Below are 14,877 nucleotides of genomic sequence, written 5' to 3' on the forward strand. Positions count from 1 at the left end.
TATAGTAGACAAAATAAAAATCTAGCAAAAGAATGCAAAAAAAGACGATGACAAACAAATGTCATCGTCTTTTTGTTAAGGAAGTTGTCAGTACTTACTGTAAGTTTAGATTGTACTTACAGGTATAGTTTCATTAAAATCTGTACTTACAGTTTATTAATCTAGTTAGTGTCGCACTTACAGATTAGAAGGATTCAACCAAACGTTGGAAGAAAGCTTGTGGGTGAGCACATACTGGGCAAACTTTAGGAGCTTCTTCACCAACGTGTACATAGCCACAGTTAGCGCAGATCCAAGCTACTGGTTGGTCGTTAGTGAATACTTTGTTACCAGATACTCGAGCTGCTAATGCAAGGTAACGAGCTTCATGACGAGCTTCGATTTTACCAACTTCGCGCATTTGGAAAGCGATTTTAGCAAAGCCTTCTTTTTCTGCTTCGTCAGCGAATTCTTTGTACATTGTAGTATGTTCGTAGTTTTCACCAGCTGCTGCATCGCGAAGGTTAGCTTCGATATCAGCGGAAATATCGCCACCATGAAGAGCTTTGAACCACAATTTAGCATGTGCGGATTCGTTGTGAGCTGTTTCTTCGAAATAGTCAGCGATTTCGTTCATGCCAGCTTTACGAGCTGCACTAGCGTAGAATGTATATTTTTGGAATGCTTGGGATTCGCCAGCAAATGCTGCTTGAAGATTTTTTTCAGTATTAGAACCTTTTAATTCTGCCATTTTAATACTCCTTTGTACTTACGATAATTTTCAAAATTGTTACTTAACATATATATTCATAACCACTTGGTTGTGAATGCAATGGAATAGAATACTTATTCTATAATTTCGAGGGCGACTTCGCCTTAGTTAAGAAAACTTATTCTTAGATTAAATAGACACTTGCCTAACTCTTAAAATAGTACTTACTTATTTGTGTATTTCGGCACTTGCCGTCCTAACAGTTTTATATACAATGTGTTATCCGTATACTTAACGAATAATCATTGTTGACTATATTGTAACATACTAAATGAGAAATGCAAGTCTTTTTATAAAATTTATTTCGAAAATTTTCTAAATGATAAATATTATCAATTCAGTAAAGATGCGGATTTATAAAGAATGAATAGTATGGGGTTTATAAAAAATCCCTGTTTTGATATTGAGAATGATAACTAAATGAAAAATCATTATTGTTTAGTTGTTAATGTTAATTTCGTTGTATGCACTAATATTTCCCCATAAAATATAATGATTAAGTGCAAAGTTTCTGTGACCTTTTGGTGGTTATAAAATAATAATTCTCTTGATTTATGGTTTAATTATAAGAACAGTAGATATATTAAAATTGTACATTATATATTTATGGTGAAAATTTTATGGTTATATATAATAGAGGATTGAACTATAGAATTAGGGTATATTTATAGAAGTAACTATTTTATGTATAATAAATATATAAATACTGACAGGAGTTAAAGGAGGCGCTATGGCATTTGTTAGATATTACGTAGGCGATGTAGTGAAGATGAAAAAATCACATCCTTGCGGCAGTGACGAGTGGGAAGTTAAACGTATTGGCACGGACTTTCTCGTCGTATGTAATGGCTGTGGTCATCAACTCTTGATGCCGCGCCCTAAATTTGAAAAGGCAGTTAAGAGAATCGTATCTCGATTGCCGGAAAATGAGTAAGGAGGACTTATGGTACGACTTACCGATTATGTGACAAGTGGAGGCTGTGCGTGTAAGATTGGGCCTCATATATTGAACCGTGTGCTGAAAGCTGTAACACCCGTTACTAACGAGCATGTTCTCGCAGATATGACTGGTGCCGATGATGCTGGAGTATATCAAATCTCTGATACCTTTGCATTGGTGCAAACCTTAGATTTCTTTACCCCTATGGTTAATGATCCTGTTTTATTTGGTAAAATTGCAGCTGCCAATGCATTAAGCGATGTATATGCTATGGGTGGCACCCCTTTAACAGCGATGAATATCGTAGGCTTTCCGGTTCCTCTTGTCGAGCAAGGTGTTTTGACGGATGTGTTAAATGGGGCTGGTTCGATTGTAGCCGAGGCTGGTGCAGCCATCGTAGGTGGACACAGCATTGAAAATAAGGAACCTATCTTTGGGATGTCTGTGACAGGACAAGTAAATCCAAAACAGATTTGGAAAAATAAAGGTGCTCAAATAGGGGACGTGTTGGTGCTAACAAAACGCATTGGCACAGGTATTATGAATAATGCTCTGAAAGCAGGTTTATTTCCTGTAGGTACGGAACAGGCTGTTACTAGTATGAGTACTTTAAACCGTGTAGCGGCTGAGGTGGCACATAACTTTACAGTTCATGCTTGTACAGATGTAACAGGCTTTAGCCTTATGGGGCACTCCGTAGAAATGGCAAGTGCTTCTGATGTGACGATTCATATCAAAGCTTACGATATCCCTCTTTTTGATGATGTTATCGAGGCGGCTCAAATGGGCTTAATTCCGGCTGCATCTTATGGTAATCGCAAGGCTATAACTGAAGTACAAGTTGATGAGGACTTGGATCCTGTATGGACGGATATTGTATTTGATCCTCAAACCTCTGGCGGGTTACTATTTTCTGTTCCTGCTAGCGAAGGTGAGACACTTGTCGAGGCCTTTTATAAGGCGGGGATTGACTGTGCTGCTATTGTGGGCACTGTTGAAAGCTTCAGCGGTCTTGCCGTACGAGTAACAAAATAAACTTATAAAAGATAAGTACTGTATAGTATTGATTTAGCTATTTGAATAAAATATTATTAGCTGATAGCTGATAGCTGATAGCTGATAGCTGATAGCTGATAGCTGATAGCTGATAGCTGATACTTTCATAAAACATATAATGTATATAAAGAGGTGTATGATGAGCAATACAAAGGAATTAACTGTAGATGTGCGCGGTAGCTTATGTCCAAAACCTGTTATCGAGACCAAGAAGGTAAGTGATGCGAATCCAAGTGCTATTATTACAACTATTGTAGATAATGAAGTGAGTCGCGATAATGTGGCGAAGTTTGGGAAGTCTCGTGGTTATGGTGTAGAAGTTCGCCAAGATGGAAAGGATTTCTATCTTACACTGACCCCTGATGCAAATCCAGTTACTGAAGCCCGTTGTGAGCCTATGAACTATGGAAATCGGGTTATTTTGATGACGAAGGATTATCTTGGTGAAGGTAGTGAAGAACTTGGCCGAAATTTGATGAAAACCTTCTGGGTATGCTTGCTTGAAGCCGATGTAAAACCTTCTAAGATTTATTTCATCAATAGTAGTGTTAAGATGGTAGTTAATGATTCGGTTCATTTGGAAAATATAAAGAAACTAGCTAAGCTTGGTGTAGAAATTGCAGCATGCGGCATTTGCCTTGATTATTTCGGTGTGAAAGATGAGCTGGGCGTAGGTAGTATTACTAATATGTATGCTATTACAGACTCTATTGTAGGGGATAATATTATTAAGCTATAATTTCTAGTAGTATAGTATCTTTTTTTATCAATTTCGATGGATTTTTTTATATCTCCAAGCTTTATGTTTAATGTATGAGCAATTTGATCTTGCTAGTTATCAGAGGGGTGAGGTAATGGAACGAAAAAAATTACTTGTAGTTTTTACCTCTTATTATTTTGGAGATAAGGCGGATAAGGTATTAACAGAATTAGAGGTGCCTCATCAGTTGATGGCTACCCCCCCAGAGCTTTACGATATGTGCGGTTTATCTATTGCAATTGACTCAAGTATAGTGGATCAAGTAAAGACCATTTTAAAAGAACATAAAATTAGTACATCTGGCTTATTTTGGTATGAAAAGGGCGAGCTAGCTGTACCGTATAAAGTCTAGACGTTGTCTAGGCTTTTTTACTTTAGTGTTCATCTTCATATAACTTGAACGATGAGTGTGGTACTATAGAAACATGATATATTTTATCAATTGCAGATATTAATTATGGAGGTATATATGAGTAAATATGAAATAGAAAATGTAAAATTAACAGCCCCTAAATTTGATCGTAAGGATTTAGAATATGCTATGACATATCGCTACGCATGTAAGAAATTTGATAGCGCTAAAAAGATTTCTGATGAAGATTGGCAAGGTATTTTAACGGCGGCGCGCTTGTCTCCAACCTCCTTAGGTTTTGAGGCTTACCAATTATTAGTCATTCAAAATCCTGAAATCCGTGAAAAGATGAAATCTTATGGTTGGGGTATTCAAGCTGGTCTTGAAGCGAGTCATTTCGTAGTGTTCTTAACACGTAAAAAGGTGGATTTGGAATTTGATTCTCCTTATGTACGCTACATTCAAGAAGAGGTGAAACAATTACCTGCTGAAGTTGATGCTATTTATAAAGAAAAATATGCTCAGTTCACAACTGAAGACTATAAAACATTTGAGTCTAATCGTGCTGCCTTTGATTGGTCTTCAAAGCAAGCGTATATTGTAATGGCTAACATGATGACCATGGCTGCTTATGAAGGTCTTGATTCCTGTGCATTGGAAGGCTTTAATCAAGATAAGATGACAGTGCTCTTAGGTGATGAATTAGGTCTTTTTGATACAAAGCATTTTGGCATTGCTGTGATGGCTGCCTTTGGTTATCGTGATGAAGAACCACATCGAAATAAAACACGTCGTACAATGAATGAAATTGTTACAGTAGTTTAATCGATTGTGACTTTTATAACTACATCGAATTTCTTCATCTAATCTTTAGAAATGAATGGTATATTATAAATATACATATTATTTATTATATTTATAAAGCCCATATAATTTGATAGGATATTATAAATATATTGATTAAATAGGAAGGAGTGATCGTATGTTATGGTCAATTATTGTTGGTGGTTTTATCGGTTTTCTTGCAGGAGCCATCACTAACAAAGGTGGAGCAATGGGCATTATTGCCAATGTTGTTGCTGGTTTAGTTGGTTCGTCTGTAGGTCAAGCAATATTTGGCACATGGGGTCCTAGTTTAGCTGGCATGGCATTAATTCCTTCTGTTCTTGGCGCTGTAATTGTTGTTGCTGTTGTTTCGTTTTTCTTCGGGAAAAAGGGATAGGAATCTATTTTTAAAAGTATAGCTAACATATATAGCTAACATAACTAAAAATGATTTCATATGAAAGGATTCATAATTATGGCATTAGAAGATAAATTAAATCAAGCTAAAGGTGCATTAAAAGAAAATGCCGGTAAATTAACTGGTGACAAAGAATTGGAAGCAGAAGGTGCTGTAGAAAATACAGCTGCAAAAGTTAAAGACGCTGCACATGATGTTGCTGAAGATCTCAAAAAAGCAGCTGAAGATGTTAAAGATGCTGTAGATGGTGCGATTAGTGGCGTCAAAAATGTTCTTCATAAAGACGATAAATAATATTATATAAAGGTTATAATTAGTAATAAAAAACCAGTAAATCCTGTGATTTACTGGTTTTTGTTATTATAAATTTGTTTATACATTGAAACGGAAATGTGTTACGTCGCCGTCCTTCATGACGTAATCTTTGCCTTCCAGGCGTACAAGTCCTTTTTCCTTAGCGGCGTTCTGACTGCCGCAAGCTTGTAAGTCATCAAAGGATACAATTTCAGCACGGATAAAGCCTTTTTCAATATCCGAGTGGATTTTACCAGCTGCTTGAGGTGCTTTGGTGCCATTTACGATTGTCCAAGCACGAGCTTCCATTTCACCAGCTGTGAAGTAGTTGATAAGACCTAAAAGTGCATAACTTGCTTTGATCAGTTTTGTTAACCCAGATTCGTCAAGACCGAGATCTTCGAGGAATGCAGCGGATTCTTCGTCGGATAATTCAGCGATTTCAGACTCAATACGTGCGGACACAACAACGATACCAGCGCCTTCGTTTTTCGCATATTCCTCTACGCGTTTTACATATTCGTTGGCAGAATAATCAGATACTTCATCTTCGGAAATGTTGGCTACATAAAGAGATGGTTTAGCTGTAAGCAATGTCAACTCTTTGATCATTTCTAATTCGTCTTCATCAAGACCTTGTGCACGAACGGGTTTTGCTTCACCTAAACCTTCGATGATGCGTTCTAATAATGGCAATTCAGCACGAGCATCTTTATCGCCAGATTTTGCGATTTTTTCGATGCGTTGTTTTCGTTTTTCTACGGATTCAAGGTCAGCAAGGCAGAGCTCAGTATTAATGATTTCGATGTCGCGAATTGGATCGATAGAACCTGCTACGTGAGTGATGTTAGGGTCATCGAAGCAACGAATAACTTGTGCAATGGCATCTACTTGGCGAATATGGCTAAGAAATTTATTCCCTAAGCCTTCACCTTTAGAGGCACCTTCAACGAGACCTGCAATATCTACGAAACGCATAGCTGCAGGAAGAATACGTTTGGAACTGAACATTTCAGCTAATACAGCTAAACGATTGTCTGGAACATCAACGACACCTACGTTTGGCTCGATTGTACAGAATGGATAGTTGGCAGCTTCAGCGCCTGCTTTTGTAATAGCGTTGAATAATGTACTTTTACCAACATTTGGAAGGCCTACGATGCCTACTTCTAAATTTGTGCTCATGGTACCACCTTTTATTAACAAATTGATTTCGTTCTTTGTGAAAGTTTATAGTAATAGTTTGTTATAAACCTTATCAAATAAATATTATACCATACTAATAGGATGGAGTTACTCTATAAATATAAAATAGATTATTTCAAAGTGCTATAATATAAATAGAGTTAAATATATTACTTAAATAATGTGATAAGTTCATATTAAAATATGGGATTAATATAGATTTTTATTCGCCGTAACTATATTGATATAATTTATAGGTATATAAATTAATAAGGGTATGGAATGTATCCAATCATGTTAATGTATATATTTTTAAACCTATATAGTGAAAGCTAATAGGAAAGGAAGTTCAGTATGTTTTCCAAGCTATTTGATAGTTTCTTAGTCCATTATTTAGAATGCTTTAATGATCATTGTTTTACCGTAAAAATTGGAGATAATGAATATACAATCGGTGACGGAGAATCCGAGTTTACCGTCATCGTTAATCGCGATATTCCCAAGAAGGACTTGTTAATATCCGCAGAACTCGCCCTCGGTGAAGCGTATATGCGTAAAGATATCGAAATTGAAGGGGATTTGTTTAAAGCCCTTTGTGTAGTCCTTGGTCATGTAGGTAAGGACTCTATCAATCGTAAGGTACTTAGCTCGCTCTTTAATGCGGGTCTTAAAAAGAAAGATCAAAAACAACAAGTATCTTCCCATTATGATTTAGGTAATGAATTCTATAAATTGTGGCTCGATGAAACCATGAGCTATTCCTGTGCGTATTTTAAGCATGAGAATGATAGTCTCAAAGATGCGCAATATCAAAAGGTACATCATATTCTTGATAAATTATATTTAAAAGAAGGGATGACTTTACTTGATATCGGTTGCGGATGGGGATTCCTTCTCATTGAAGCGGCTCGTAAATATGGGGTTAAGGGCTATGGGTGTACTCTTTCCGAAGAACAATGGAAAAAAGGACAGGAACGCATTAAAGAATATGGCCTTGAAGGACAAGTTGAGATTGAACTTATAGATTATCGAGACGTAGCGGCTTCTGGTCGCACCTTTGACCGCATTGTCAGCATCGGTATGCTTGAACATGTAGGGCGACCTAACTTTCCTCTGTATATGGAGGACGCATCGGACATGCTTAAAGACGGCGGTTTGTTCCTGCTCCACTACATCAGTGATCCTTCTGAAAAGGAAACAAGTGCCTGGATTCGTAAATATATCTTCCCGGGCGGATGTTTGCCGTCCCTTCGTGAAATGGTCAGCCTCGCTTATGACTATGATATGAATGTCATCGATGTTGAAAGTTTACGGTATCACTATTATAAGACTTTAATGCATTGGTATAACAATTTCCAAGGGGTCCGTGAGCAAGTAGAGGCGAAACGGGGGAGTGAATTCGTACGCATGTGGGATCTGTATCTTTGTGGATGTGCGGTAGGTTTCTACATCGGTAATATGGACTTGCATCAAATTTTGATGACAAAAGGTGTTACGAACGAATTGCCATTAACACGTTGGTATTAAGTAAGAGTAAAAATAGACTTATAGGACAAAAAAGAGACCATCTTAAGATGGTCTCTTTTAATTAGTGGCATTGTAACTATTTTATATTTATAGATTATCGAAAGCACGTTCTGTAAGTTTCGTTAAATATTTTATTAAATGAATATCATATATAATTGTAAAAAAACTTTATCATTCTTTAGTGCCAAGTACTATAAACCCTGAATAGGATTTATTATCCTCTTTTCCTACAATGATTTTGGTACGAACATCAAAGAAATCATTCAGATTATTTTCTGTTATAGTATTCTTGGTGGTACCTAAAATATAGTTATTAGGTTTTAGCATTAAAGTTTTATCAGATATTTGAAGTGCATGATCAGGATAATGTGTGTTCATAATGCAAGCAAGATTAGATTCATCTACGATGTTTCGAATAAGTGAAAGCATGGTATACTGATTTTTAAAATCTAAATGTGATTCTGGTTCGTCCATAATGAGCAGTTGTGGTTCACTCGCTAGTGCTCTGGCAATAAATGCCAATTGCAACTGACCTCCACTTAAGCTTGATGCTGTTTTGGAAGCGAGTGAGGAAATACCTATTCTTTTTAGGACAGAGTGGACTATTTCATAGTCTTTATCTGTAGGTACAGAAAACATACCAATATGTCTACTGCGTCCCATTAATACGATTTCTTCTACCGTATAAGGAAATGATAATTCTCTTGCTTGCGGAACATAGCCAATAGGAGCATTATCATGGGGTTTAACTAGTTGATTATTTATGTATATGTTGCCTTCTTGTAACTGCTGTATACGGGAGATACATTTTACTAATGTTGTTTTTCCAATCCCGTTCCTGCCTAAAATAGTCAATATTTCGCCCGATTTTATTGTGAAAGAAATGTCTTTGAAAATATAATCTTTTTTATTATAAGCAAATGAGCCGTTTCTCAATTCAAAAATCATTTCCAATCACCTCGTGTTCGGTAAAAAAGACAAGCAAAGAATGGGGCCCCTACTAAGGCGGTGATTATTCCTATTGGGATTTCTGCAGCAATAGCTGAGCGTGCGATTAAATCCACGATAATCATGAAAATAGCTCCGACAATGATGGAGATAGGAAGTAGTTTCTGATGATCTACACCTATTAACATGCGACAAATATGTGGAATGACAAGTCCTACCCAACCGATAATTCCTGTGATGGTTACGCAGGCTGCAGTTATTAACGTGGCCATAGCAATGATAATTAGGCGTAACTTAAAAGGGTTCACTCCAAGCGCTGTAGCTTCCTCATCTCCCATAGAGAGAATGTTGATTTTCCAACGTAAAAAGTATAGCACAGCGCATCCAAAGATGATAGGAATAGAGACGAGTGAAACATTTTCGTAGGAAGCTGTAGAAAAACTACCCATTAACCAATATGTGATTGCCGGTAATTTGTCATATGGATCAGCTACATATTTAATTAAAGCTATCAATGCTCCGAAAATAGCAGAAACAATCATTCCTGATAAAACCAGTGATAATGATGTGATTTGATTTCTTAGTCGAGCTAGACTATATGTGAGGCAAACACTGGCAATACCAAAGATAAGTGCAAATCCCGTAGCGTATATATTTATTCCGGAAATTAATATTCCCAGTGCAGCGCCGAAGGCTGCACCAGAACTGACACCTAATATATCCGGACTGACTAATGGATTTCTGAAAATACCTTGAAAAACGGTTCCAGCTATTGCAAGAGCTCCACCGACAAGTATGTTTAGTAGAATTCGAGGAATACGAAGATTCCAAATTACGGCGGATTCCATATCAAATGCAGCTGCAGAGTTTCCGTTTGATAAAATATTTATAACTTGTGTGGGCATTAGCATATATCGCCCAGTCATTAAGGATATTAATACAGTAAGAGCGAGAAATACTAAAAGGCAGAAAAATATAACTAGATATTTATTTTGAGATCTCATGATTACTCCTTAGTTAAAATGTGGGAGTGTTATTTATAGAAATATTTAAGATGGTATTAATTTCACTATCTGTGAGATTGTAATGGTAGAAGGTATTGTAAAACTGTTTTAAATCGTCACGTAATATATAGTCATTAAAAGTATCAGGTTGAATGAGTTGTCCCATCCATTTCATCATTAATGGTGTTTCTACATTAGGTGCATCCCAACGATAGATTCCCATAGGTGCTTTATAAACTCGATGCGTTTTTACTGCTTTTATGTTACTCCAATTTTGACCTTCAAGCTTATCCTGATAAATATCATCAGGTCTAATGGAATCAAAGTTGCTTAATATAATTATATCTGGATCCCAGGTCATGATTTCTTCCATTGAGACTTTAGTCCAACTACCTTTTGTATCTTTTGCAGCATTTTCACCACCTGTCATAGTAATCATGAGTTGATTGACTGAATTGTTCCCCGCGACAGTTAGATTCTTATTTTGCAAATATAATACTTTCGGTTTATTTGGTAACGCAGAAGCATTTTTTTGTTTAAAATATGCTTCTGAATCTTTATGGTATGAGATTAAGGCTTCGGCTTGTTCCGGTTTATCTAGAATCTTGCCTAACAGACGAATTCCGTTTTGAATATCTTCCAATGTTCCATACTTTATGGATACAGCAGGTATACCTAGCTCTTTAAGTTTTTTTGCTACTTCTGGTTGATAATCCCAAATGATGACGACATCAGGCTTTAACTTAGCAACTTCTTCAAAATTAACATTGAAATTGTTGTCTACAAATGATGAGTTAACATTTTCTAAATCAGGAGCTAACGTCTTAAATATACTAGCTTCATATGATTTTTTAGCTGATGGATGGATGCCTACTATTTTTTTATCACTACCATCAACTGCATATACAATAGAGGTCCAAGGGATAGGGACGATAGCGATACGATTAATTTCTTTCTTCATAGATACGTCTGTACCAGTTAAATCTGTAACGACTTTTATATTGTCTTTGGTTATATCGTTTGGACCAACAGAATTAGTACAACCGGCAAATAGTAACGGGCATATTAATAATCCTGCCATAAGACTATTGTGTATAAAATTTTTCAGTTTCATACGGCACCTCCATGATGGATATAAATTAAATAAACTTATCCTAGCATTTTAAAAAATAAACTTCTAATTCCTAATTTTTATGTACATATAGAAGAATATTATAAAGTTAAAATATGTAGAAAATATCCGGTAATAGAGTTTCTGATAGTATTTTTTGGGTATAAAAAAGGCCCTCATCTATTAAGTCGATGAGGGCCTCGCTCTATTATAGCGAATGTGCTCTTAATTCTTCAGCAGATTGTGTGGAAATCCAAGCTGGTGGAATGTCGAATACTGTATAGCAACCTGTGCCGCCGTGTTTAGCAAGGCGGTAAAGACCACGTGCATAAGCAACAAGTGCAGAACCTGTGAATTCAGGGTTAGAGTCAAGTTTCAAGGAGTACTCGATAACGTGACGTGTGCCTTTTGTGCTTTCACCAGAGCGAAGAACGAAGCCACCATGTGGAATGCCTTTGTGGTTGCGATCAAGTTCTTCTTGAGAAATGAAGTTTACTACTGTTTCATAACCTACAAAGTAGTTTTCCATAGTTTTGATTTCGTTTTCAATTTTAGCTTTATCAGCATCAGGAGCAGCTACTACGTAGCACTCACGAAGGTGACCTTTGTAGCCATCAACGTCTGGAGTTTCACCATTGCGGATCGCTTCAAGGTATTGTTCTTTAGGAACAGTGTATTGACGGGCATCAAGAACACCATCGATACGACGAATAGCATCGGAGTGACCTTGGGAAACGCCACGGCCCCAGAATGTATAAGATTTACCTTGAGGCAAGATGCTTTCAGCATATACACGTTGTAAAGAGAACATGCCTGGGTCCCAACCGCAAGAAATCAATGTAGCAGTTTTAGCTTCTTTAGCTACTTTGTCTACATTAGCAAAATGCTCAGGAATACGTGCATGTGTATCGAAGGAATCGATACAGTTGAAGTATTTAGTTACCATTGGAGTTTGTTCGATAAGATCTGTTGCAGAACCACCACAAAGAACCATTACATCGATTTTGCCTTTAAAGTTAGGAATATCTTCCATCGTGTAAGTAGGTACACCAGATATAGTTTCAATACCTTGACGGCGAGAGAATACGCCGATGAGCTCCATATCAGGTTGTAACTGAACAGATGCTTCTACGCCACGAGCTAAGTTGCCGTAACCAACGATACCAATACGAATATTCATATTAGCCTCCTATATAAGTTGAAATTTAATGATTAACATATTTATTATAGCATAAAATTAATAGCTTTTAATATTTTTCTATAGAATTTTTTAGATGGTATAGAAAATAATTAATATCTAATTTAAACAAGTAATTTGTGCACAACTATATCGATACATAGCGTGTTGTTATAGGGGACAAATAAAAAATCATATGAGTATAAATTGACACATATACCCTGAACCTAGATACAATTAAATTGGTTATGTTAGCTAGTTATGTTCATAATTGAAATGTTAGAGGAGGTATAACATGAGAAGAAATGTAAAAGCTGCTGTTATTGCTGCATTAATCGTAACAGGTGCTAATGCTTTTACCATGGTATCAGCCACAACTGTGGAAAGTCATACAGACGGAAAATCTATTGGTCTTAATTTGTGGGGGGAAAAGAGACATTATACAGATGACTTAACTGTTAATGTATCAGGTTTAGGTGTAAATGGAACAAAATATCATAATAATGTTACAGGTATTTACGCCCTTGATGGGACACAAGTGGCCATCGATAAAAATGTAACTGTAACAGTTAAAAACCCAGCACCTGCAGAAAGTGGTGCGAAACGTAGACCTGATTTGGCCCATTATTACATGAGCGGTATCTATGCTGGTTATGGTGGACTTACTAATGATGGAAATAACGATGATACTCGAATTACCGTAAAAGGAAATGCTAAAGTCGATGTTGTTGGCGTTGGTTTGCAAGCTAATAAAGATGGATATATTCGGATACTAGGTGGGGCCGATGTAAAAACATATCCTTTAGATACCTCTGATACCTATTCTGCATTATCTGAAGAAGGTTTTGTTTATGTAAATACGGGTATGGATGGCTTACATCCGGGAACTAATGATGTGAAGATGTACGGTAATATAGGATTTTTAGATAAAAACTATGGTATCGACAAGAATCCACATAACCATGGCTCACATATTTCATTAGGATTAACAACACCAAATTCTAAACTGGTAGGGGGCGTACTTAATGAATTTGATGAAAGCAACAACAATCCATACCGTGGTGGTTTGCGATTGTATTTACAAAATGGTGCGACTTGGCGCAATGAATGGTTAGGCGCTGAACGCGTATATCCTACACAAGGTCGGCCTAATAATGCAAACTATTTATATACAGGTAGTCGTGTAGAGCATTTCATTGGTGGTAAAGATATAAGTAGTCAGGGTATTATCCAAGCCGTAGATCCACGACCTATTACTATTAACAACTATGCTGGTCATGCAGCTATCGACTATGAAAAGGGAGCTCCTGCGACTGCACAAGGTAAGGGAGAAGTCGTTATTAACCATGCTGATAAGGGTTCTTCTGTGACTATGCGCAGTTCGGCAGATGCACTTAAAGGGTATGTAAACGTAGACAACCCACGAGGCACTTTGCAGCAGTTGGCTAATAAATTAACATATGCTGGATTTACTAAGGGTGAGCGTAATTTAGATGTAAATGTTCAAGTCGATTCAGGCCTTATTAGTCCTGCATATTCCACTAAGCTTGGTACAGATAGCTTTACTGTTGATGGAAAACCTAGTATTACTAACCAAGCGGTTGTGACAGCGCGTGAAAGCGAAGTTGTATCTGGTGCTAAGAGTGCGTTAGCCTCCTCTGTGATGCAAATGAGAGCCGATACGAATGATTTACAACGTCGCCTCGGTGATGTGCGACTCAACTCCAATAAGCATGGTGTATGGGGAAAATACATCGGTGGTAAATCTAAAATTACGGACAGCGCCTATGTAAACCAAACCTATAACATGGCGCAAGTAGGCTATGATACGTTACGTGGCGATTGGACTATTGGTGGTGCTTTGCTATATGGTACAAGCAATAGCGATTACGCTCTAGGTTCTGGATCCGGTAAAACCGCAGGTTTAGCATTATACGGTGCAAAACAATATAATGATGGTCGTTATTTAGATGTGATTGGTAAAGTAAGTCGTTTGAAAAATGATTTTACTGTACGTAATAGCTTGGGCACAAGCTTGAGCGGAGATTACCGCAATACAGGTACCTCTTTGAGCGTTGAATATGGTAAACGGATTAAGAAAGATAATGGTTTTTACATCGATCCTAACGCAGAATTGACACTTAGTCGCTTGTCTGGTGTAAGCTTTGATGCTCGTACAAATACAGGTAGCACAGTGCACATTAACTCTGATGCGGTAAATTCCGTTATCGGTCGTATCGGTGTAGGCATTGGCAAGGAAAGTAAGAACAGCAACCTTTTCCTCAAAGCAGCATTAGCGCATGAATTCTCTGGTAAAATGAAAGCTACTTATAGCATGGCCGGTGAGCCAACCACAGGTAGTGAAGTGAACTTGAAAGACACATGGCTTGATCTTGAACTAGGTGGCTCATGGAGTGTACGTCCTAATACATATATTTATGGGACTTTCACTAAAAACTTTGGTGCTACCGTAGATAATTCCTATCGCATTGACGCAGGGATTCGGCATAACTTTTAGGTAATAGTAAA

At 37.1% G+C, this 14,877-nt stretch carries 15 protein-coding genes; 9 read left to right on the forward strand and 6 right to left on the reverse strand.

The genetic code is table 11. The features are described 5' to 3' along the window. Positions 1 to 184 precede the first annotated feature (184 nt). Positions 185 to 730: a rubrerythrin gene (rbr, locus tag VPAR_RS01575; protein WP_012863888.1), complete on the reverse strand. Its 546-nt coding sequence runs from the start codon at positions 728 to 730 to the stop codon at positions 185 to 187. 751 nt (positions 731 to 1,481) lie between these two features. On the opposite strand from rbr, the gene VPAR_RS01580 reads away from it, so the two are divergent. The 7 genes from VPAR_RS01580 to VPAR_RS01610 all read left to right on the forward strand — a co-directional run bounded on the left by VPAR_RS01580 (position 1,482) and on the right by VPAR_RS01610 (position 5,396). Further along, entirely contained in the window at positions 1,482 to 1,685 is a 204-nt protein-coding gene (locus VPAR_RS01580) for a DUF951 domain-containing protein (protein ID WP_012863889.1), read from the forward strand. A 9-nt stretch (positions 1,686 to 1,694) separates the two neighbouring features. Beyond that, positions 1,695 to 2,726, forward strand: coding sequence for a selenide, water dikinase SelD (gene selD / locus VPAR_RS01585; protein WP_012863890.1), 1,032 nt, complete (start codon positions 1,695 to 1,697; stop codon positions 2,724 to 2,726). Positions 2,727 to 2,886: 160 nt separating this feature from the next. Continuing rightward, positions 2,887 to 3,486, forward strand: coding sequence for a sulfurtransferase-like selenium metabolism protein YedF (gene yedF, locus VPAR_RS01590; protein ID WP_012863891.1), 600 nt, complete (start codon positions 2,887 to 2,889; stop codon positions 3,484 to 3,486). A gap of 115 nt (positions 3,487 to 3,601) precedes the next feature. Next, complete coding sequence (locus VPAR_RS01595; protein WP_012863892.1) at positions 3,602 to 3,859, forward strand: putative Se/S carrier protein; 258 nt, start codon at positions 3,602 to 3,604, stop codon at positions 3,857 to 3,859. 117 nt (positions 3,860 to 3,976) lie between these two features. Continuing rightward, positions 3,977 to 4,684, forward strand: a complete 708-nt coding sequence (locus tag VPAR_RS01600; RefSeq protein WP_012863893.1) for an NAD(P)H-dependent oxidoreductase — start codon at positions 3,977 to 3,979, stop codon at positions 4,682 to 4,684. Positions 4,685 to 4,841: 157 nt separating this feature from the next. Beyond that, positions 4,842 to 5,081 carry a GlsB/YeaQ/YmgE family stress response membrane protein gene (locus VPAR_RS01605; protein WP_012863894.1) on the forward strand — a complete coding sequence of 80 codons (240 nt, stop codon included), beginning with the start codon at positions 4,842 to 4,844 and terminating at the stop codon, positions 5,079 to 5,081. Between the two features lie 78 nt (positions 5,082 to 5,159). After that, positions 5,160 to 5,396, forward strand: a complete 237-nt coding sequence (locus tag VPAR_RS01610) for a CsbD family protein (protein WP_012863895.1) — start codon at positions 5,160 to 5,162, stop codon at positions 5,394 to 5,396. Between the two features lie 78 nt (positions 5,397 to 5,474). Here the strand turns inward: VPAR_RS01610 and ychF are convergent, their stop codons facing one another. After that, positions 5,475 to 6,581: a redox-regulated ATPase YchF gene (gene ychF / locus VPAR_RS01615; RefSeq protein ID WP_012863896.1), complete on the reverse strand. Its 1,107-nt coding sequence runs from the start codon at positions 6,579 to 6,581 to the stop codon at positions 5,475 to 5,477. Positions 6,582 to 6,935: 354 nt separating this feature from the next. On the opposite strand from ychF, the gene VPAR_RS01620 reads away from it, so the two are divergent. Further along, positions 6,936 to 8,108, forward strand: a complete 1,173-nt coding sequence (locus VPAR_RS01620) for a class I SAM-dependent methyltransferase (RefSeq protein WP_012863897.1) — start codon at positions 6,936 to 6,938, stop codon at positions 8,106 to 8,108. A 171-nt stretch (positions 8,109 to 8,279) separates the two neighbouring features. Here VPAR_RS01620 and VPAR_RS01625 read toward each other — a convergent pair whose 3' ends face one another. The 4 genes from VPAR_RS01625 to VPAR_RS01640 form a co-directional block, all read right to left on the reverse strand. Further along, the gene (locus VPAR_RS01625) at positions 8,280 to 9,056 is read right to left on the reverse strand and encodes an ABC transporter ATP-binding protein (RefSeq protein WP_012863898.1); all 777 of its coding nucleotides are present in this window, start codon (positions 9,054 to 9,056) and stop codon (positions 8,280 to 8,282) included. Next, a complete protein-coding gene (locus VPAR_RS01630; RefSeq protein WP_012863899.1) occupies positions 9,053 to 10,060 on the reverse strand; it encodes a FecCD family ABC transporter permease in 1,008 nt (335 codons plus the stop codon). The genes VPAR_RS01625 and VPAR_RS01630 overlap by 4 nt, the downstream gene beginning before the upstream one ends. Positions 10,061 to 10,073: 13 nt before the next feature. Continuing rightward, positions 10,074 to 11,174: an ABC transporter substrate-binding protein gene (locus VPAR_RS01635; protein WP_012863900.1), complete on the reverse strand. Its 1,101-nt coding sequence runs from the start codon at positions 11,172 to 11,174 to the stop codon at positions 10,074 to 10,076. A 205-nt stretch (positions 11,175 to 11,379) separates the two neighbouring features. Continuing rightward, the gene (locus tag VPAR_RS01640) at positions 11,380 to 12,351 is read right to left on the reverse strand and encodes a diaminopimelate dehydrogenase (protein ID WP_012863901.1); all 972 of its coding nucleotides are present in this window, start codon (positions 12,349 to 12,351) and stop codon (positions 11,380 to 11,382) included. Positions 12,352 to 12,643: 292 nt separating this feature from the next. On the opposite strand from VPAR_RS01640, the gene VPAR_RS01645 reads away from it, so the two are divergent. Continuing rightward, the gene (locus VPAR_RS01645) at positions 12,644 to 14,866 is read left to right on the forward strand and encodes an autotransporter outer membrane beta-barrel domain-containing protein (protein WP_012863902.1); all 2,223 of its coding nucleotides are present in this window, start codon (positions 12,644 to 12,646) and stop codon (positions 14,864 to 14,866) included. Positions 14,867 to 14,877 lie beyond the last annotated feature (11 nt).

Origin of the sequence: Veillonella parvula DSM 2008 (genome assembly GCF_000024945.1) — a bacterium.
GTDB lineage: Bacteria > Bacillota > Negativicutes > Veillonellales > Veillonellaceae > Veillonella > Veillonella parvula.